Source organism: Mycobacterium pseudokansasii (genome assembly GCF_900566075.1).
Lineage (GTDB): Bacteria > Actinomycetota > Actinomycetes > Mycobacteriales > Mycobacteriaceae > Mycobacterium > Mycobacterium pseudokansasii.
In genome coordinates this window covers 4,995,748-5,015,794 of the sequence record NZ_UPHU01000001.1, presented here as the reverse complement: position 1 = coordinate 5,015,794, position 20,047 = coordinate 4,995,748, and the positions used below count along the sequence as shown (strand labels likewise).

Here is a 20,047-nt window from a genome sequence, read left to right as displayed (position 1 = left end):
GGAAGCAAGCTCAATGCGAGACCTGCCGCCATGCCTCACCTGCAAGTGAATGGCGGCGCACACGGCGCCACCACAATGTTGCGGTGGGACGGCAGATTGTTTAGCGGCTACGGCGGGTAACGATGCTGCATAATGTCCAGTGCGGTTGGCGCGGTGGGAACATAATCGGCCCTATTCGTATGGCGTCGGGCCAAGAAAGGGCAGTGGATGGATTTCCGCACCTTCGTTCAGACCGTCCTCACGCGCTGGAAACTCGTCGCGGCCGCGTTGCTGGCGTGTCTGGCCGGTGCGGCGGCCGTCACGGTCTTCCAAAACAAGGCGTACCAGTCGTCGGCCACCATTCTCATCTCGATTGCCGGTGCGACCGACGTCACCGAGGTGTACTGGGGCGGGCAGGCTGCACAAGACCGGTTGTCGTCATACGCCGAGATTGCCGGTGGGCGTGCGGTAGCGGAGCGCGCCGTCAGTCGGCTGCAACTTCCGATCAGCGGCGACACCGTGGTGAGCAATACCCAGGTGAAGTACACCCCGAAGTCGATGCTGTTCACCATCACCGTCACCGATACCGATCCAAAGCGTGCCGCGCTGCTGGCGGGAGCGATGGCCGATTCGTTTGCCGCGCTGGTTCCCGCGCTGGACGTCAATTTGCGTCCGCAGGGCAGTCCGCAGGGCAGGGAGGTGCCCCAACCACCCAAATCAGCTCCGATGGCCACGGCGACCATCGTCAAGCAGCCCGAGGTGCCCAGCCGCCCGAGTAGGCCGATCCCGCTGCGCAACATGGCCATGGGTCTCACCGCCGGGGTACTGCTTGGCATCGCGGTTGCATTGACCCGGGAGGCCAGCGATCGTACCGTCCGCAGCCGCGGGAAGCTGGAACAACTTTCGGGTCTGCCGACCTTGGCCGAGTTGCCCGGAAAGCACGGCAGCACACCGCGATTCGGCACCGACGTGACATTCGACGACGCGGTGCGCGGGTTGCGCAGCCGACTGCTGCGGGCCATGGGATCCGAGGCCCGCCGGGTGCTGGTGGCTGCGCCGTTCGGCGGTGAAGGAGCCACGACGACAGCACTGAACTTGTCGCTGGCGCTCGCCGAACTCGGCGAAGACGTTCTGCTGGTCGAGGGCGATACCCGCCGGCCCGTGCTCGCCGGCTTGCTGCGAGTCGAGTCGGGGGAGGGCCTGGCCAACGCCCTGGCCAGTCCCGCCATTGCTGCCGAAGCCGTGAAGCCGACGCCGATTTCGAACCTGTTCCTTCTCGCGGCGCGATTCGTCCGCCGCGAGACCTCGCCCTGCAGTGCGTACCTCCCGGAAGTGATCGACACCGTGCTGGCGGACCTGTCGTCGCGTTTCGACCGAATGGTGGTCGACGGGCCGCCGGTGCTGGCGACAGCCGACAGTGCCCTATTGGCCGGCGCCGTTCAAGCCACGGTGGTGGTGGTGCGGGCGGGACGCACCACCGTCGATGAACTCAACGACGCGCTGACCGCGTTGCGCGCTGCCGGCGCGCAGATCGCCGGCACCGTGCTGACCGACGCCCGGGTGCCCCGGCACACCAGAGCCGCGGCGCGGATTTACCGGGCGAAGGTCGGCGGGACGCCGTGATTGTCTACCTACGGGATCGTCATCGTCTGGCGACGGCTGGAGTAGTGCTGGCCGTTTTCCTGTTCGGGTGCTTTCTGGTCGGCGTGTTCACGGTACGCCAGACCGGCCAGGGACTGATGCTGATCGCGGCGATATTCAGCCTGGTCGTGTACTGGGCCAAACCCGAAGCCATGATCTGGGTCGCGCTTTTCTGGGCATTTGCCGCGCTGCCGGCCGACTTGCACGTCGGCAAGGTGGTCGGCCCGGCGGTGATCTACGCCTACCAAGCGGCGCTGGTGCTGGCGATCTGTTACCTGATCCCGGTCGTGAAACCCCGATTCTCCGACTTCGTGTTGCCGGGGATCTTCGCGTTGGTGGTGGTGTTTTCCACCGTTGTCGGCTTCGCCGCCGGACACGCAACCTGGGTGGTGATCCGGGAATCGACGACCCTGCTCGAGATGGTCGCCGGGTTCACCCTGGCGTTGCTGATCGTGAAGGGCAATTACGTCAAAGGGTCGATCCGTGCGATGGTCGTGATTCTGTGGTTCTCGGCCGCGATGGCGATTGTGGGCTCGTTTCATGCCATCCGGCTCGCCGGCCGGGCGGAAAGCCTGCAGGGTACCGGCGCCGGCGAGGCGCTCCGCATCATCCTGTCGGCCCAGACGCCGGCCACGGCGGTGTTGACCGCGCTGATCGCCGCCACAATCGTAGGCCGGGTCCGGCCCGCTATGTATCTGGTGCTGGGGCCACCCGCGCTGATCATTGCGCTGCTGTCATTCAGCCGTAACCCATTGATCTCTTTTGCGGTGGCTGCCGTGGTCGCCTTACTTGCCGGTTTCAATTGGCCGACCCTGCGCCGGTCACTCGCCCTTACCGCGATTGGCGCGGTGGTCATTGCGGCGACGGTCGCGTGGTCGCTGTTTCTGCTGCGGGGTTCGTCGACCGGGACGTGGGTTGCCGAGCAGTTCGGCGCATTCACTCGCCGGGTGCTCGGCGGCGTTTCGACAGGGGCGCTCGCGGTTGACCCATCGACGCTGGACAGGCTGCGCGAAGTAGAAAACCTCGACCGCGCGATCGTCCAGGCGCCGGTGTTCGGCCACGGCCTGGGTTATGCCTATCAGCAGCCGTACGGGAGCGACCCAGACGAGTTCACCATGAAGTTCTATCCGACCTACTCGCACCTGTTCTATCTGTGGTGGCTCGCCAAAGCCGGGGTGGTGGGCATGGCGGGGTTTGCCGTGTTTGCTCTGACGCCGCTGTTCCGGGCGCTGCGCCGAGCGTCGGTTCCGGCAAAGGTCAGTGCGGCGGTCAGCGCCGGCCTGCTCGCGATGTCCACCGTGTGGCCGTTGCCGGAAATGCCGACGGACGCCGTTTCGCTTGGTCTGGCCCTGGGCGCGACGATGGGGTTCGCCGGTGTGCGGCCGGCGGCGCCTGCAGTAGACGAGATGGCCGGCACCGAGGCCCCGGCGCTGACCGGTGGGCTTGGGTGAATTCGGTGGGGGAGACTCCGGTGGACGACCCGCTGCGGGTGCTGGTGGTGGGTCCCGCCCCGAGCGCGGCGGACAGCCGGGGCGGCATGGCCACGGTGATTGCCCTCATGGCAGCACATCCCGACAAACGAATCCGCATCACGGTGGTGCCGACGTTCGTCGACGAGCGGGTAGGGCGGCGGCTGTGGGTCGGTGTCCAAGGAATGGTGCGTGCCAGCTGGCTGGTGCTGCGTGGCCACGCCGATGTGCTGCACGTGCACTTGGCGCACGGCGGCAGCGTGATCCGCAAGGCACTGCCATTGTGGGTGGCGCGGCTGACCGGCGTACCGACGGTGGTGCACGCACACAGCTACGACTTCGCCGGCTGGTTCGATCGGCTGCCGCGGCTGGCCCAGGCCGCGATGCGGCGCATGCTGTCCGCCGATCGCTGGCTGGTGCTGGGCGAGCGCCAGCTCGAGGAGTACGCCAGCCGGTTGCGGCTGACCGACAGCCAGATCAGCGTGTTGCACAACGCTGTCCGGATTCCGGAAGCCCCGGTGACCCAAGTCGGTGCCCAGCGGGTGCAGGCGGTGTCGGTGGGTCGGCTAGGGGCGCGCAAGGGCAGCTATGACGTGATCGCCGCCGTCGCCTCGCTCGATGCGGCGGTACGCAACCGGTTGCGGGTGACGCTGGCCGGCGACGGCGAGGTCGACGAGGTGCGTGCCGCGGTCGGCAGGGCCGGGCTCGGTGAGACCATCCGGGTGGCGGGCTGGCTGGACCCCGCGGCGCGCGACGCATTGCTTTGCAATGCACACGTTTTCGTGTTGCCCAGCTACAACGAAGGTCTGCCGGTGGCCCTGCTGGAGGCGATGGCATACGGGCTGGTGCCGGTGACCACGATGGTCGGCAGCATGGGCGAGGTGGTCAGTGATGGTGTCGACGGCCTGGTCGTCGAACCAGGCTCTCCGGGCCAGATCGCGAAGTCGCTGAGCGTCCTGGTGGCCGACGAACAGTTGCGGGCACGCCTCGGCGGCGTCGCACGCGACCGGGCCGGCGACTTCGGGCTTGACCGTTGGTATCAGCAGCTGACGCAGCTGTGGACCCGGCTGGCGAGCAGGCCGCCAGCACTTTCTCGGTGAGCAATCTTGGCGACTGCCTAGCTGAAGGTATATGTGAAAGCGGCCGTCCCGGGCTAGATTCGGTTGCCGACCCCCAGAGAACGGAAGCGACGCGTTGACACAAAGCGAAGAGTCCGCCCTGCAGTACTTCGAATCGCAATCGCAGTCCAACGAAGAGTATTGGCGTCGGTTGGGTACTGCGCCCCCGGACTGGACCGGCAAACGCGTGCTCGATGTCGGCTGTGGCGTCGGGGCGCTGTCCATTGAAATGGCGCAAGCGGGGGCCATGGTGCTGGGCGTTGATCTGGACGAGAACCTCATCGCCTTCGCCGACCGCAATCTGGTGCAGCGATTCCCCCAGGTGCGCGACCGCGTGACATTTCGAGCGGTCGACGCGCTGTCGCTCCCGGTAGCGGAACCATTCGATGTGATCGTTTCCAAGGACACCTTCGAGCATGCCCCGGACGTGGCCTCGTTGCTGAAGGCACTCGACAAGCATCTGGTCCGGCCGGACGGGATTCTCTACGTGGGCTTCAGTCCGCTGTATTACAGCCCTTACGGCGACCACGGCCGCACCGGCCTGAAAGTGCCCTGGGCGCATGCAGTATTGCCCAAGCGCGTGGTCTATGCAGCCGCGGCCCGACACAACGGCCATCCGGTGAGTTCGCTGTTGGACATCGGCCTCAACGGCACCACCCCCGACCAATTCCGGGCCGCGTTCGATGAATGCGGCCTGCGGCTTATTCACCTCGCCTACAACTGCGGCGACAAGCGGTTGCTGCCGGTGCTTGATAAAGCCCGCAAGCGGTTCCCCCGACTCGACAGATTTACCACTGTCAGCATTTACGCCGTCTTCGCTGTCTGATTGTCGTCGATCGAATTTCTGCCGCCGTCGCCGCGCGCGGTATTCAGCCTTCTTGTCTGATCGCGTGACTCGATAAATCAGTTGGCGCGGAGCAACATTGCCTGCGTTAAACCAGCGATCGTCCATTTTCTTGCGGCCATCGGTGGCAGCGATTACTCTCACTACGCAACGCTTTCCGCGAGGTGTGACGCGGAACGCCGCAAGGAAGATTCTCGGACGGGGAACCTCAAAAAGAGTCGGAGTAAATGTCCACCTGGTTACGGAACGTCGCCACGGATGTCAATTCGCGGCGATCGCTGTCTGGGCGCGCTCGGGCACGACGATGGCAGCACCTCATCGAGGCATTCCCGTCCTTGGCCGACATGCGCGTGCTGGATCTCGGCGGAACACCCGAGTCCTGGCACATGGCGCCGGTGCTGCCCAGGTCTGTTACCACGGTAAACCTGCTGCCGCAGGAGTCGCCGGTCAGCGGTGTTGTCGCGATCCAGGGCGACGCGTGCGACCTGCCTGGCGCGGTCGCGAGCGATCACTTCGATCTGGTGTACTCCAATTCGCTGCTCGAGCATGTGGGTGGCCATGTGCGGCGGCAGCGACTGGCTGACAACGTCCACTCACTCGCCGACCGCCATTGGGTCCAGACGCCCTACCGGTATTTTCCGATCGAACCGCACTGGCTGTTTCCCGGCATACAGTGGTTGCCCTACGAGGCGCGCGTGCAGGTATCGCTGCACTGGAACCGCGGCCATATTCGGACCTACACGCGTGAAGAGGCGCAGGAACAGGTCGACGAAATCGATCTGATCGGCATTTCGCAGATGCGTCGGTACTTCCCGTCATCGAACATCTGGTACGAACGATTCGGTGGTTTGATCAAGTCGTTGGTCGCTATTCAAACCGGCCCGGCGTAGGGCAGATCATCCTCGGCCGAATACCTCGCGGTGCTGAATAGCCGGCGCTCGCCCTCGACACGATGGCCCACAGGCGAATGGTTGTTATGGAACTTGGTCATCCCTCGAGCGAACCAGCTTCTCGCTTGCGTATGACGTAGGTGAGATTGTTATGCCGCCACGATAGGGCGCCAAGAGACAGGGCCCACAATGCTTTCGCATATGCCCGAGTTATCCGGATCCGAGCGCCCCTGCCTCGCACATAGTACGTGTGTCCCCGTTCTTCGAGGATCGTGCAGCCGTTTCTGTTGCAAAAGTCGCGTACCCCGGCACGGGAGATGAGCGGCGCATAATAGGTGGGAAATGGCGAATGGCCGGGCTTTCCAGCATGCGGGTAACGAACAAAGTACCGGTAATAAGCGATATGAAGTCGAAAGGGCATCCGTCTTGCGGTCCAGCCGTACACCGAGTCCCGGTCCGGGATGCGCAGCACCAGAAGCCCGCCCGGCTTGAGCCCGTTGAGCATGTTGATCAGCGCGCCCTCGGCGTCGGGTATGTGCTCGAGGACGAAGGAGTTGTAGATCACGTCGTAGCGGCCGGCTGGAATGGTCGCCGGTGCCGCGAGGTCGCCGATGATCGCCTCGTGCAGGTCACCCATCTTCTGGATACGGCTTTGCAGCGCATCCTCATCGAGGTCGATACCGGTCAACCGATAGTCGACGCCGTCGAGATCGAGCGGCCAGTCAAGCCCGCAACCGGCTTCCAGGATCTCCAGTGGGCGGCCAAGACTTTTGATGATCGACGACACCAGGACCGCATCCTCGTTGTAGGCGTCGACGGTCTTCAGCGCTGTTCGAGTGCTCACCCGGTCCTCCGCAAGTCCTCTGCAAGCTTTTCGCGCGCGACCGGCCTTCGGCGTTTCGCGCATGCCCGAAACCGTAACCGCATCGCAGAGTCAGCTCATCCAAACATGCGGCTCGCCGGTGGCGGGCGGTGTCCGCGCCGGTCGGGCTCGGTGCGAAAGGATTATGTGGCACCCGCCGGCGGCGCAACGTCAGTCGCGACCATAGGCAGTGGCGGCCGAGTTGGCCCATGTCCTCAGTCGATACTTCAGCCGCGCCGCGCTATGTTGCGCCCACCAGATCGCTCGTTTGTAACCAACGGCGCTCTGACAAACCTCCAGGTACCGGCGCGAACTCCCCGCCTGCACAGCGTTCCTGTCTTCCAATAACCGCACACACCGAAATGCCAAGTCGAACGACCCATAACAGTGATGCGCGATCATCGCCAAATGCTTCAACTGCTCGTCACTCATCCCCCCGGGGTGGATAAAGTCACGCACATAGACGACGTCGGTCTCCAAGATCTGATTCAGCGCCCGGTACGGATCGCCGATCGCAAAGTCGCCGATCACCCATCTCTTGACCTCGCCGGGGATGCAGTGCGGGACAAACCCCTGCCGTCGTAACTCTAAGTCGACCTCTCCGAATGGGGGCTGGTCTTGATACACGGTGATAAAGGACACCTCGGTCTGAATTGCCACCGCTTCAGCGAGCTTGTTGCGCCCATTTTGAAATACGGTCAGCTCACCTCCCTGGATGTCGATCTTCAGAAAATCGAGATGCTCGATTTCGCCGATGTCATCGAGCCGATGCGTGTCGAGCGGGACTCGGGCGGTCACCTGTCCGAACGGGTCGAAGAGCGTGAACAGTCCCTGCGCCAACGGGTCGGGTTCGAGCAGGCTGGTCATGGCTCCCGGAGCGGGACAGATCTTCAGAGTTGCAGGGTGGCCGTCGCCCAGCGCGTAGGGCAGGTAGCGCTCGTTGGGTCCGCAGGTCTTTTGCAACTCGAGCAACGCCTCGCGCCCCGGCTCGAACCCTGTCACACAGCACAAGCCGGCGTCGAGCATCGGCGTGTACGGCCAGTCGCCGCAGCTGCGGTTGGCCCCGACATCGACGACATAAGTGAGACGCGACGGGGCCAGGATGTCGCGCAGTGCGCCCGTCAAGAACGTCACCCCCGGTTGCTCATGCTGTGTGGGCGAAAGATCGGCTCTGCGGACGCGACGGCGACGTTGGTCTGGCATCTGAGTCTCATTGCCGCACCGGCCGATCTCGGCCAGCCGTTCATCGTTGGATTGGCCACCGACGAGAGCCTAGCTCCCTTTGCCAAGTCATACGAACGGCTCCGCGGACGGCCAAGCCCAGAGGTGCAGTGCCGGTGCTGACGCGATGCCATCGAACGCGTGCATGCCCGACGCGTCCGTTGCTTGCCTCCGGTCTTGCAGCTAGACCGGTGAGCGCTGATTAGAGTTCGGCCAATGATGGCAAGACTCATAGGCCTCACGCCGCATGCCGCCCGCGCGACCCTCAAGAACTTCGCGGCCGGATTGCTGTGCGCCGCAGGGGTGCCGGCGTTGGCCCGGCGGCGACACCGCGACCTACTCGCGATCGTGATGTTCCACGGTGTGGAGGACGAACCGTTGTCGCCGCCTTGCTGGCATGTGCTCGGTTCGCAGCTGTACCGCCGTCAACTCGAGTACGTCCGCAAGTATTTCAACGTCCTGCCGCTCGAAGAGGCCCTCGATCGCCTTGCGGCAGGGACATTGCCGCCGCGCGCGATGGCGATAACGTTCGACGACGGCACCCGCAATCTGGCCACGCACGCGGTACCGGTATTGCGCGCTCTGAAACTACCCGCCGCGGTATTTCTGGCGACGGGCCCGATGGGCAGCGACGAAGCCCTGTGGCCCGACCGTCTCTGGCTGGCGATCGCGCGCACCAAGGCAACCGCGGTCGACCTGGCCGCGCTGGGCCTGGGGACCCGTTCGCTCGACGGCACCGCCAACCGCGGTGCGGTCTACTCGGCCGCGGTTGAGCGGCTGAAAGGTTTGGCCGATGCGCAACGGATCGCCGTGCTGGACGAGATGCTCGGGGCGCTGGACTGTCGCGAGGGCGGCCCCGGTCCGTTCCAGATGCTCTCATGGGACGAAGCGCGCGAGATCGCGGACGACGGTCTGGTGACGCTGTACCCGCACACGGTGACCCACCCCGTCCTCGCCCGCTGCAGCGACGACAAGGTCGAGCAGGAGATCACGGATTCCTGTGCGACACTTGAACGTGAGATAGGTTGGTCACCAACAATTTTCGCATACCCCAATGGCCGGCTAACGGATTTCGACGCGCGCGCCAAGGAGGTGCTGCGCAGCCGCGGTGTGCGCTGGGCGTTGACCGCTGTAGCGGGATTTGCCGATAGCCGCTGCGACCCGCTGGAATTGCCGCGGTTGGCAGTCGGCAGCGATTCGTCGTTCGACTATTTCCGGCTCATGGTCTCCGGCGGCCTGCCGCGTCGCTATGGCGGTAGCCGTGGAATGGCCACCGTGGGCTGAGAGCACTGCGTCGCTGCGTCGCGGCGGCCAGCCACACGTCGTGCAGTGCTTCCCGCCAGCGGGCGACGTCGAACGTGCGGGCGCGGGCGTAGGCGGCCGCAGCCAGGCGATTGCGCAACTCCGTATCGACGATCAGGGCCTGCAGCGCCGCCGCCAACTGGGCCTGCTCGCCGGGTTTGACCAGCAGACCGTTCACCCCGTCGGTCACCACTTCCGGTATCGCGCCCACGGGCGTGGTCACCGGCACCACCCCGTTGGCCATCGCCTCGAGCACCGACATCGGAAGACCCTCGCTGTAGCTGGGTAACACGAAGATCGCCGATTCGGTCAACAGTCGGTCCCGGTCCGCGGGGCCGACCCAGCCGACGACGTCAATGGTGTCGTCGAGTGCATTGGCGCGGACAAACTCGCGCACCTGTTCCACCTCGCCGTCGCCGGCCAGTGTGACCCGCAGATCTGCCCGAATGTCGTTGGGCAGCAAACCAATTGCCCTGACAAGATCATAGCTTCCCTTGTTGGTGCCCAATCTGCCCAGCGACACCGCCGACACTGGTCGGCGGGTCCGAAGCGGTGGCGCGTCACGAGGCATGACCACGGGGTTATAGAGAAGTCGGGCTTTGGACACCTCGAAGCCGAGTCTCGCAGAGGACGCCACCATGTGAGATTCACCGAGCAGCACCACGTAGTCGGCGCGCAGCGCCGCCCGCACGGCGCGGCGCAGCGGCGCCGGCAGCCCATCGAACCAGGTGAAGAAGTGCGAGCTGTGACAATGGATAATCGTCGGGATGCCCCGCATTCGCGCTACGAACAGCGGTAGGGACTTGCGGACGACGCTGCCGCGCAACGAAAAGTGGACGTGCAGTACGTCGACCACGCCGGCCAACAACAGCACTGAAGCTTTGAGCATGCCCGAGATCCCCGTCCATAGCCACACGGGAAGGGAGTCATCTACGTAGGTGGGAACGGAGCGGATGTGGAACCGCGGGTCGTTGTCCTCGATCAGCAATTGCGTTACGGCCGCCATGCCGCCGCGGCTGTTGGGTCCAGTCGGCGCGGTCCCGACCGTAAGTACCCGGATCGGATAGCGCACTGATGCCGTCGACCGCTTGCCGCCTGGGGCATTCTCGCCGAGCCGTGGTTCAGGCAAGGACAGGGCCTCCTTGCTCCGACCTGCTGCGTCGCGGGCGGGCATCCGATGTGCGCCCCGCATCCGGGGCTCCGAAGTCAGCCGAAACTTTAGCAAAGTCACAGCGCCCCGCGTTGGCTGAAATTCGGCATTTTCCAGAGCAATAGCCAATGCCTGCGGATTGGCGCGTTACGCGGCTTGATCCGCACCGCTGATTCGTCGGGTCGTTCGACGAATTTGCCGTCCGTGAATTCGGCTCCGGCACGGACGAGGGCGACCAGGTGGGATGCGTTGGACCAGCCGCCAGCGGCGCAGGGCGGACTCGATGAGTTTGAACGCGATCGCGACACGGCGGCGCGGGAACCGGGACCTTTGGTGACCCGCTGCCGCAACCGCACGGTCGCGAAGGTCGATTCGATCGGTTCGTGTTGCGCAAATGCAGCCAATGCTCAGCCGGGAAAGCGTAGAACGCGAGCAGCACATCGACATCGTCGGTGATCTTGGCAGCAGCTTTCGGCCACTTCGCCCCGTACTCGGCGGTGAACGCCTTCGCGGCTTGCATTGCCTGCGCATTGTTTTCAGCGTTGTAGATCTCGGCCGGCTTCGCGCCCGGATGAGCCGATTTCGGTGGCGCCCAGGCAACCAGATCTGTTGCGGTCAGAACGATTTCGGGCCAGGCGGTATTGGGGTCAAAGCGTGGCAGGGCAGGTTGGCCAGACCGGCGGCTTTGGCTTCACGGACATGGGTCCTCGACGCGCGTGTTGGCGATGGAGCAGTTTCAGGCCGGCGAGTTGCCCTGGAACCACCTTGGGTGCGTGTCGGTGATGAAGGCAGCCACCCGTCTGCCGTCGGCGTCGGTGAAGCGCAGCTGCGCCCCCGGTTGCCGGCGTTCGTTGCGCAGGACCAACCGGGTCCCGGCAGGCCAAGCGGACAGGTTGACCGGGCCGGTGGCCTCGGCCACCCACGCCGCGTCGCCTCGGCCACCCACGCCTCGTCACGGATCTGAGCCTCAGCATCGGTCGCACGGTGCCAGGCATCGCCGAGGTTGACCATACCGTTGACTTGTGCGACTATTGCCGATACGTACGTATAGTTATTGATACACACGGATCGGGTGTGTGGGCGGCGGGAAGGCCATGCCGGATACGCGGTCTGCACCAGGCGCACCGGCGACGCAATGGAGCAAGGCCGTCGGCGCAGCATGCGATGCGGTGTTGGCGTTCACCCGCGCAATCTCCACGACACTGCGCATCGGCGGTCAGGCTTTGCACTCCCGCCGCCGTCGTCGTACCCGATCTGGACTCAGAGTGACGGTGATGTCACGACCGCTGTCCGGAGGCGTAACCACGCCATTGGCTGCGCTGCTTAGAAGGCAAGGTTCGACAGCGTCTACACCCGCGATTTTCAGGGTAGCGCAGCGCACGTTTACGGATGCGGATCCGGTTCTGTATGGCGCTGTCGGAGTCGATCGAACGCCAAGACCCCGCCGATTAACCAAAGGGCAACGACAATGGCTAAGCAACGTCGACTAGCGATCGCAGTCGCCTGGATGGTCGTTCTCGGCGTGTTGCTCGCTGCCTGCCGCGAGCCCGTCAGCTGGGCGATGGGAACGCCCAAACGGGATTCTCAGTTGAGCGAGGCTCGGACGGCCGCCTTCTTTGACACGATTCGCGATGATCCGGCTGCGCTCGCCGCCTTCCTCCACGCGATGCCGAAAGGCGGTGATCTGCACAACCATCCCAGTGGCGCTGAGTATGCCGAACGCTTTATCAGCTATGCCGCCGGCGATGGCCTATGCGTCGACCTCGCCCTAATGACGCTGGTGGCCCCGACTCCGCCCTGCGACGCGGGCGCTGGACGCCCGGCCGCCGCGAGCGCTCTTGCCGACCCGTCGCTGTACAACGCACTGGTCGATGCCTGGTCGATGCGGGATTGGGATCCGCAACGGCCCGGGCGTGGCCAGTTCTTCGCTACGTTTCGCCGGTTCGGCTTAGCGTGGGACCGCCACTACGAGGATGTTTTGGCCGACATAATTTCCCAAGCTGCGGCTGAAAACGTCTATTACCTCGAGCTGATGTACGGCGACGACCAGGGCCGCGCCAGTGGTGTCGGCGCGCGGATCGGATGGGACGACAATCTCGAGCGCCTGCACGGTCGGCTGCTTGCCGCGCGCATCGCCGATGCTGTGGCCATCGCACGCCGTGACCTCGATACGGTCGAAGCCCACGTGCGCAGCCGTTTACGGTGCGGCACCCCCGTGGCCGACCGCGGCTGCGCCGTTATGGTCCGCTACCTGCGGACGGTCAATCGTGCATTGCCGCCTGAGCAAATTTTCGCCCAGCTTGTGGCCGGGTACCAACTCGTTCAAACCGACCCTCGCGTGGTCGGTATCAATCTTGCCGGGATCGAAGATGGCTACGTGGCGCGGCGCGACTACCGCCTGCAGATGGCGATGCTCGACTACTTGCACGGGGTGGCACCTGACGTGCCGATCGCCTTGCACGCCGGCGAGCTGGCGCCCGGCCTCGTTCCGCCCGAGGATTTGCGATTTCACATTCGCGAAGCCGTTGAGCGCGGCCACGCACGCCGGATCGGCCACGGTGTGGACGTGATGTCGGAGGATGACCCGTCCGGCCTTCTCGCGGAGATGGCGAAGCGCAAAGTCTTGGTCGAGATCCTGTTCAAGAGCAATGCCGAAATCCTGGGCGTTACCGGCGATCAGCACCCGTTCATGACCTATCGGGCCGCCGATGTGCCGGTCGCTCTTGCCACCGATGACGAGGGGGTGTCCCGCTCCGACATGACCGCGCAATTCCACCACGCCGTCAACGCGTACCACCTCCGCTATACCGACCTCAAGCAGCTCGCGCGTCAAAGCCTCGAATACGCTTTCTTGCCTGGCAACAGCCTTTGGGCGCGGCTGTCGACAGCAGAGCCGGTGGCCGCCTGCACCGGCGATCGGCTCGGCGGGGACTCCCTCAGTCGGTCATGCAGCAACTACCTCGAGTCCAATGAACGTGCCCGCGAGCAGTGGCGACTAGAAAGCGCCTACATCCGGTTCGAAAGCGGCTACTTGCAGCACACTCAACGCACGTAGACCGGTGTGGCCCATCACCGACGTTGATCTTGATCAGAACTACATGGGCCTTCGGATCATCCTCGGAAAGGTGCGGGGTTTCTGCGCCGCCTCGCCGAGGCTCATCCACAGACCTCTGAACATTGCTCCATTTCCACGCCCACGCCGCAAATGACGTGAGGCGCGGCAAGAACCGATGCCGCGTCGGTGATCCAAAGTTCCGGTCGTCCGGCGATCGTTGCCGTGGGTTATCCGGGCAGCGTCTGCTAGGGATTGCATTGGCCGAATCGGCACGTCATTCGTGGTAGCGAGCCGGTTGCTCGTGCGAAATGGTCGTCACCGCGGCTCAGGCTCACCGAAACACCGGCGTGTCTTCGTAAGGCCGTTACAGTGCCTGCGTAGGCGCGCAGTAGTCGTCGCGGCGTTTCAGCTCGATTGGCTCTCGATGCGGTTTCAGCAATGCATACTGTTCCGGTGATGGGTCGGAAATACCTGGGCAGAGTCCTTGCATTGGCCGCTGTCATCGGCTGTTTGACCACCAGTTCCCCCGCATCCTGGGCCGAGCCCACCGAACCGGGCACCACGACCGAACCCGGCGAACCGCCCAGAACGACGGCGTCGCTGACCCTGTCCTTGCCTGACCTCGGGACTAGCTCGACCCTGGGCTTCTACGGCTTGGATGGCACGGTGCAGCTGAGCCTGCCGGTCCCGCGCGGGCTGGCGCCGGCGGCGTTGAACGCGATCGTGGAACCGCCGATCAACCTGCGGTCGGGCACGATCACCGTCACGCAGGACGAGCGCCAAATCGCGAAGGTGAACCTGCCCACCACCGACCAAGCGCCGATCGTCATTCCGCTGGCCGGGACGCAAGCGGTCAACGACTTTGCGACGGTGACACTGCGCGCGCATCTGGTGCCTCAGGACGGGTTCTGCGTCTACCCCTGGAGTCCGTTGCGACTGATCAACGCAACTGTCGGCTTCACCGGAGTCGAACAACCGCCCACGACCGTTGCCCATTTCTTGCCCCCGGTGCTGCGGAAGCTGTCCATATTTGTGCCGCAATCGCCGTCGACGGCCGAGTCCGACACGGCGATTCACGTGGCCACCTCCGCCGCCGTGCACTACGGCAAACAGAACCCGGAGATCGCCGTGGTGGCACTGAAAGAAGGACAGGCGGCGCCGCCGACGCCGCCGCAACCTCAGGAACGCCAGATCGTCGTCAAAGAAGGATCCGACAACGGGCTTTCCCTTCAGGGGCCGGGCATGCCGTGGCTGTTGATCTCCGGACCGTTGGGACCAAGCAACCAATCAGATATTGCGTTGCTGTTCGGCGACCTGTCCGCACTGGCTCTTGCCTCGAAGGCCGTCGTGACGTCGCTGAAGTCGAGTATCCAACTACCCGGCGACACCACTACGCTGCGCGAACTGGGGATGCCCGTCGTCACCTCCTCGGGGCTGCAACCGCGGCTGTCGATCGGACTGGACCAGACCCGGTTTGGCAGGTCCATTCGTGGGGTGCGCGTGCATCTGCTGGGGTCCTATTCGCCGACACCGACCACCATGGGCGGCCAGATTGAAGCAACGGTCGGCTCGGAGACCGTCGACCACTGGCCGACGGACGGCCACGGTTCCATCGACCGCTGGATCGATATCCCGGATCGGCTGCTGCAGCGCTGGACCGGTCTGAACCTGACGTTGGATGTTTCGGGCAACGTCGGGCGGTGTGGAGACTTCTATATCGCCGGAGCCGGAGACCAGCTGCTCACGCTGACGATCAACGGCGACAGCACCGTGCAGAGCAGCCCCGCCAAGCCGCCGGTGCCGGAGGGCCTGTCCTCGGTGCCACAGGCGCTGATGCCCAAGGTCCAGGTCGGCATCGAGCCGCACTCGTTCAGCGACACCGCGCGCGCCGTCGACATCATGGTGGGCCTGCAGCGAACCAGCTCCCTACCCATCGACACCGCTGTCACGGGTGTGAAACAAGCGATCGAGTCGTCGAATCCCGCGGTGGTGATTGCCGCCGACGGCTGGAATCACCCCGATATCGTGCTTCCGGTGTCGGCAGGACCCACCGGGCCGATCACCATCAACGCTCTCCAGTCCGACGGCAAGCCCACCACGCTCGCCCTCGACCCCACCGTGCGGTTCGCATCTCTTCAGACCGTCTTCAACCGCGGCCGGTCCATGTTGGTCGCAACGTCCAACGGCGCATCCGGGCAGCTCGACGAGCTGCTCAGATGGCTTGACGGCGACAGTTCGCGCTGGCCGAGCATCAAAGGTGTGGCGCTGGTGTCCATACCCGGAGAGGATCCGGTGACCGTCAATCCCATGGGTATGCCCGGCATGTCCGGCATGTCCGGTCCGGGCGCTCATTCCCCAAGTCATTCGGACTGGGGATGGCTGTGGTGGTTCGGCGGAGCGTGGGTTGCCGTGGCCGTCGTCGGCGCAGCGGTGATCGTGTGGCGCAACCGACGCGGCAGACTACGTAGCTGATTTGTCCGCGCCGCAGCGCCGCGCCCCGTGCCGTTAGCTTGCTGACCATCGAGGACTATAAGTGGAACCAAGGGGAAACAAGTTAATCGCACGCTACAAAAAAACCTACCGAATTCCCGCTGAGGCACCTATCACCGAACAAATGATATTGACTCATTGGAATTTGGAAAAGCAACTGACGCGGGAGCTGCTCGAATCTGACCCCGAGGATCGCTGGGACACTTTTGACCGGTGCTACACTCGTCTTTACGCCGAATTAGAGTGGCTCAATCAGCTTTCCGGGGAAGCCGATTCCACGACACCTCACGAAAAATTCGGCGGCTGGCTTGAACTCATCGGCGAACCCCCGAAAACAATCTATGAAATCGGCTCCGGCCAGGGCGGCCTGATCTCGTTCCTGGCCGGTTGCGGATACGATTGCAGAGGGACGGAGATTACCCGCGAACGCGGCAAGAAGTTGATATCCGAATCGCCCGCGAATCTTTCCTGGGGAATATCTGACGGCGTGCACCTCGACGAGTTCGAGCCCGCCGAAACGTACGATGTGGTGGTGTCTGACCAGGTTGTCGAGCACATACATCCCGACGATCTCGATAGTCATCTACGTAGCGTCCGCACCATATTGAAGCGCGGCGGGCACTACATATTCAATACTCCCAGCCGGTACACCGGGCCGCACGATGTCTCGCGGGTGTTCAATCGCGGTGCGCCAGAAGGGATGCACTTGAAAGAATATACCTGCCGCGAATTAGTGGAATCGGTGCGGGGGGCCGGCTTTGTATCCGCACGTTATGGATTTGCGCCCCGCCGATTCCGCATGCTGCTGACCGTGCTGGGCGCAAGAAAGGTCGCCCGGTCGGACGAAGCGGGGATGTTGTTCCTGCGGATCGTATTGTGGGTGGAGAGATTTCTGGAAATTTTACCCGTGCCCGCGTTGCGCCGTTCCAGCGGAAAGGTCTTGGGCAAGCTCGGCGTTTTCTCCGAAACTATCTCGCTGGTCGCCGAGAAATAATCAGCGCGCCGCAACCTCGGTGATGACCTCCAGCAGGCGATCCGCGACATGGTCGACTGCGAATCGCCGCGCGTAGTGGCGTGCCGCCGCGGCGCCCTGCTGTGCCGCGGTGGCCGGGTCGGCAAGGGCGTCGAAGGCGGCGGCGAGTCCGGCAACGTCGTCGACATCAATTGGGGGGCAGCCCGGCGGCTGGTATTCGGGCAGGGCGCCGGTGGTGGACACGATAGGCATGACTCCCAGCTGCATCGACAGCACTTGGACGCCGCTTTGCGAGGCGCGCCGGTAGTGGGCGACAGAGCCTTTCGCGGCGGCCAATGTCGTGACCACGTCGGAGTAGCGATAGCTGCCTGGGAGCCAACGCGCGTGTTTGGGCAGGGCGGTGGCCTCGAGTGGCCCGCCGATGAGCACCAGGTTGTCACCGCGCCAGCCGCCGCCGACGTGCCGCCGCCAGGCGTCCAGCACCACCTCAACGTTCTTGTAGGGGTGGAGCCGGCCGATCATGACGAAGTCATGGCGCCCTTCAGCCCCCACGAGCGGCGGCACCAGGTCCGGGGCAAGGTCGCTGGTGAGAGGCACGACGTGCACGCGCGTGCCGGCGACGTCGGGGCGCGTGGTGACGGCGGCTGCGACGTAGTCGCTGTAGGTGATGGTGGCCGCCGATCTGGCGCCCCAGCGGTCGAAGACGGCATGTTCGTAGGCGGGGCGACGTTCGACGGGGTCGTGCGGTCTATCGTCGTGCACCAGCTGGATGCGCGGAACGCGCCCGGCCAGCATGATCCAGCGGGGATCGCGGACCAGCTCGGCGAACACGACATGTGGACGGTATTCGCGGACACGGCGCCGGGCCGCGAGCAACGCGGGCCAGGTCGCAGCCGTGCGTATCCGCGGATCGAGCACCAGCTCGTAGTCACGGGCGGCATCGGACTCCGGGTGCAGGTCGGTGGTCACCAGGAGTACGTCGACTCCACGCCGGCGCAAGGCTTCGGCCTGTACCCGTGCCAGCGGACGCATCCAGGGTGAAAGCCATAGCGCTCGAGGCGAATTCATAGCACCGCGTCGATCGCGTCGAGGTAGGCATCGGTCATTGCCTGCACCGTGTAGTGCTGACGCATGCGAGCGAAACCGAGCCGTCCGACCGATGGCAGCGCGGTGGGCGCCGCCAGGATCCTGGCCAAGTGCTCGCGCCATCCCAACACCGAAACGGGCTCGATGACAAAGCCCGCCCTTCCGAAGTCCAGCATTTCGGGGACGGCGCATACGGCCGATGCCGCAACAGGCACCGCCCGAGCCATCGCCTCGAGAATCACCAGCGGGAACGCCTCGGAACGACTTGGGACGCAAAGCAGGTCGGCGTCGGCCAAGGCCGGCCCGGGACCCGGCGACCAGCCGCGCCACTGAACCCGATCACGCAACTCGGTCGGAGTGCGTGCCTGCAAGCGCTCCCGGTCGGGTCCATCACCGAAAATCGAGAGTTTCCAGCGCATGTCGGCAAGGCCGCCGAGCGCCTCGATCAGCAGGTGCGGGTTCTTGTGCTCGACGATGCGGGAGAGCATCACCAAATGTGGCGGGTCACCGACGGTCCGGATCGGCGGGGCCGGGTCGTCGGTGGCGACGACGCCGTTGGGTACCACGAATCGCCGTTCGCCAAGCCGATGGTGTGCGGTCAGCATGTCCCAATGGCGTTGCGCCAGCACGATGAAACCGTCGGCACGGCGCATCGCCGCGACTAAGGGCCGGGAGTAGATGGGCCGGTCGTCTTCGGGAGGAATGTGCGCGGCGACCAACCAGCGACGGCTCCGGGCGGCTGCGCGCCACAATGTGGCAAATCCTGTCTCGGTGTTGGTGTCGCCGCTGATGAGCACCGCAGGACCCGGGGGGAGGTCGATGATCGGGGCCCACCAGGGCTGGCGGACCACGCGCACACTGGGTGGGATTTCGTCGATCAGCGGGCCGAACCGTTGCACGCAGACAACGGTGACCGGGTAGCCGCGGCGGTCCAATTCCGTTGCCAGCAGCGCTTTTTGACGCTCGGCACCGCCGTACACCAGGCGGTTGGTGGCGATCACGATCGCCGGCAAGCCGTTGCGTTGGCCGGTGCGAGCCCCTACGCCGGCCCCACGCCTTGACACCTGCAGCCGCTCCAACACTTTGGCGCCGGCAAGATACACGTCCGCGTGGTGAACGCTGTGTTGATGTTCGAGCTGCAGCGCGGTATCGGCCTGCGCCAGGTCCCGGTCGCGGCGGTGTCCGGCACCCCCGCCGGTTGCCGGATCGCTCTGTTCGGCGCCGAGTTCGTCGGCCAACAGCACGCGCCAGCCCGCCGCACGGGCACGGCTTTGCCAGTCGGCCGCAGCGCCGTAGTTCACGAACTCCTCGTCGAAGCCGCCGACGGTGTTCCATGCCGCACGGCTGATCGCCAGACAGGTAGCCCCCAAAACGCCTCGGATACCCCGTGATTCGGCAGGCTGGCGGGCATAGAGGGCAGAGATCGGTGTGCCGCGTAGCGAGCCGGCGTAGCCGGCAGCGGCAACCAACGCCCGGCTCGGCGTCAGGCGGCGGGTCGCGATATCCCACGGTGGACGAGCGGGTGCGGTGTTGTCATCCACCATCGGCGAAACTGCCGCCACTCGAGGTAGGTGAAGCAATTCTCTGGTGCGCGTCAACGGTCCCCGCAGGCGGGCATCGGCATTGAGCAACAACAGGTCAGCGTCGCTCGGCGTGTGCTCCACCAGCGAGTTGAAGGCCGCGGCGAAGCCAAGAGTGACCTGTCCGGACACCCAGTGCACGCCCTTGTAGCGGGCAGCCAATTCCTCGCGACCGGGAAATGCTTCGCCGCTGTTTTCGTGGACATAGACCGTTAGCCCGGGCACATGTTCGGCGACGCTGCCGAGGCAGGTCTCGAGGAGATCGTGGTCACCGCAGGTCACGATCAGTACCGCTAGCGACCGTGTGGATGGCAGCGCCGCTGTGTCGCCGACGGGAGGCTTCAGATATGCCCGGTCCACCTCACGAGTCATGCCATTGACGCCTTC

15 protein-coding genes and 1 pseudogene are annotated in these 20,047 nt (G+C 64.7%); 9 read left to right on the top strand and 7 right to left on the bottom strand.

The window, feature by feature from the left end; translation table 11 throughout:
* The first annotated feature begins 207 nt into the window (after positions 1 to 207).
* The 5 genes from EET10_RS22485 to EET10_RS22465 all read left to right on the top strand — a co-directional run bounded on the left by EET10_RS22485 (position 208) and on the right by EET10_RS22465 (position 5,941).
* Entirely contained in the window at positions 208 to 1,602 is a 1,395-nt protein-coding gene (locus EET10_RS22485) for a tyrosine-protein kinase domain-containing protein (protein WP_063468406.1), read from the top strand.
* Complete coding sequence (locus EET10_RS22480) at positions 1,599 to 3,071, top strand: O-antigen ligase family protein (protein WP_122502504.1); 1,473 nt, start codon at positions 1,599 to 1,601, stop codon at positions 3,069 to 3,071. The genes EET10_RS22485 and EET10_RS22480 overlap by 4 nt, the downstream gene beginning before the upstream one ends.
* Positions 3,068 to 4,189 (top strand): glycosyltransferase family 4 protein, encoded by a 1,122-nt coding sequence (locus EET10_RS22475; protein ID WP_122502503.1) that lies wholly within the window; start codon positions 3,068 to 3,070, stop codon positions 4,187 to 4,189. Before EET10_RS22480 ends, EET10_RS22475 begins: the two co-directional genes overlap by 4 nt.
* A 94-nt stretch (positions 4,190 to 4,283) precedes the next feature.
* On the top strand, positions 4,284 to 5,033 hold the full coding sequence (locus EET10_RS22470; RefSeq protein ID WP_063468409.1) for a class I SAM-dependent methyltransferase: 750 nt from the start codon (positions 4,284 to 4,286) through the stop codon (positions 5,031 to 5,033).
* A 245-nt stretch (positions 5,034 to 5,278) separates the two neighbouring features.
* Positions 5,279 to 5,941 (top strand): class I SAM-dependent methyltransferase, encoded by a 663-nt coding sequence (locus EET10_RS22465; protein ID WP_063468410.1) that lies wholly within the window; start codon positions 5,279 to 5,281, stop codon positions 5,939 to 5,941.
* Positions 5,942 to 6,038: 97 nt separating this feature from the next.
* On the opposite strand, the gene EET10_RS22460 is transcribed toward EET10_RS22465, so the two are convergent.
* Together EET10_RS22460 and EET10_RS22455 are read right to left on the bottom strand one after the other, a co-directional pair.
* Positions 6,039 to 6,848 (bottom strand): class I SAM-dependent methyltransferase, encoded by an 810-nt coding sequence (locus EET10_RS22460; RefSeq protein WP_244602050.1) that lies wholly within the window; start codon positions 6,846 to 6,848, stop codon positions 6,039 to 6,041.
* A gap of 126 nt (positions 6,849 to 6,974) precedes the next feature.
* Positions 6,975 to 7,937, bottom strand: a complete 963-nt coding sequence (locus tag EET10_RS22455) for an FkbM family methyltransferase (protein ID WP_246013674.1) — start codon at positions 7,935 to 7,937, stop codon at positions 6,975 to 6,977.
* Between the two features lie 306 nt (positions 7,938 to 8,243).
* On the opposite strand from EET10_RS22455, the gene EET10_RS22450 reads away from it, so the two are divergent.
* Entirely contained in the window at positions 8,244 to 9,308 is a 1,065-nt protein-coding gene (locus EET10_RS22450) for a polysaccharide deacetylase family protein (RefSeq protein WP_099188520.1), read from the top strand.
* On the opposite strand, the gene EET10_RS22445 is transcribed toward EET10_RS22450, so the two are convergent.
* From EET10_RS22445 to EET10_RS31130, 3 genes and pseudogenes are all read right to left on the bottom strand, one after another.
* The gene (locus EET10_RS22445; protein ID WP_244602049.1) at positions 9,244 to 10,455 is read right to left on the bottom strand and encodes a glycosyltransferase family 4 protein; all 1,212 of its coding nucleotides are present in this window, start codon (positions 10,453 to 10,455) and stop codon (positions 9,244 to 9,246) included. The two genes, EET10_RS22450 and EET10_RS22445, sit on opposite strands and share 65 nt — an antisense overlap.
* Before the next feature lie 98 nt (positions 10,456 to 10,553).
* Positions 10,554 to 11,068: pseudogene (locus EET10_RS22440) on the bottom strand (transposase); the annotation flags it as partial.
* A 144-nt stretch (positions 11,069 to 11,212) separates the two neighbouring features.
* Positions 11,213 to 11,422, bottom strand: a complete 210-nt coding sequence (locus EET10_RS31130; RefSeq protein WP_051490434.1) for a hypothetical protein — start codon at positions 11,420 to 11,422, stop codon at positions 11,213 to 11,215.
* 561 nt (positions 11,423 to 11,983) lie between these two features.
* Here EET10_RS31130 and EET10_RS22430 point away from each other — a divergent pair.
* From EET10_RS22430 to EET10_RS22420, 3 genes are all read left to right on the top strand, one after another.
* On the top strand, positions 11,984 to 13,531 hold the full coding sequence (locus tag EET10_RS22430) for an amidohydrolase family protein (protein ID WP_051490433.1): 1,548 nt from the start codon (positions 11,984 to 11,986) through the stop codon (positions 13,529 to 13,531).
* A 438-nt stretch (positions 13,532 to 13,969) separates the two neighbouring features.
* Positions 13,970 to 16,003 carry a hypothetical protein gene (locus EET10_RS22425; protein ID WP_051490432.1) on the top strand — a complete coding sequence of 678 codons (2,034 nt, stop codon included), beginning with the start codon at positions 13,970 to 13,972 and terminating at the stop codon, positions 16,001 to 16,003.
* A gap of 61 nt (positions 16,004 to 16,064) precedes the next feature.
* Positions 16,065 to 17,015, top strand: coding sequence for a class I SAM-dependent methyltransferase (locus EET10_RS22420; RefSeq protein WP_036401935.1), 951 nt, complete (start codon positions 16,065 to 16,067; stop codon positions 17,013 to 17,015).
* Here the strand turns inward: EET10_RS22420 and EET10_RS22415 are convergent, their stop codons facing one another.
* Positions 17,016 to 18,062 (bottom strand): glycosyltransferase, encoded by a 1,047-nt coding sequence (locus EET10_RS22415; protein WP_036401932.1) that lies wholly within the window; start codon positions 18,060 to 18,062, stop codon positions 17,016 to 17,018.
* Entirely contained in the window at positions 18,059 to 20,032 is a 1,974-nt protein-coding gene (locus tag EET10_RS22410) for a glycosyltransferase (RefSeq protein ID WP_063468436.1), read from the bottom strand. The genes EET10_RS22415 and EET10_RS22410 overlap by 4 nt, the downstream gene beginning before the upstream one ends.
* Between the last annotated feature and the right edge of the window lie 15 nt (positions 20,033 to 20,047).

Excerpts from the sequence above, each read along its gene's own strand:
- EET10_RS22450 (WP_099188520.1), top strand. The coding sequence starts at position 8,244 with ATGGCAAGACTCATAGGCCTCACGCCGCATGCCGCCCGCGCGACCCTC.
- EET10_RS22415 (WP_036401932.1), bottom strand. The coding sequence starts at position 18,062 with ATGAATTCGCCTCGAGCGCTATGGCTTTCACCCTGGATGCGTCCGCTG.
- EET10_RS22460 (WP_244602050.1), bottom strand. The coding sequence starts at position 6,848 with ATGCGCGAAACGCCGAAGGCCGGTCGCGCGCGAAAAGCTTGCAGAGGA.
- EET10_RS22425 (WP_051490432.1), top strand. The coding sequence starts at position 13,970 with ATGCATACTGTTCCGGTGATGGGTCGGAAATACCTGGGCAGAGTCCTT.
- EET10_RS22410 (WP_063468436.1), bottom strand. The coding sequence starts at position 20,032 with ATGACTCGTGAGGTGGACCGGGCATATCTGAAGCCTCCCGTCGGCGAC.
- EET10_RS22465 (WP_063468410.1), top strand. The coding sequence starts at position 5,279 with ATGTCCACCTGGTTACGGAACGTCGCCACGGATGTCAATTCGCGGCGA.
- EET10_RS22430 (WP_051490433.1), top strand. The coding sequence starts at position 11,984 with ATGGTCGTTCTCGGCGTGTTGCTCGCTGCCTGCCGCGAGCCCGTCAGC.
- EET10_RS22485 (WP_063468406.1), top strand. The coding sequence starts at position 208 with ATGGATTTCCGCACCTTCGTTCAGACCGTCCTCACGCGCTGGAAACTC.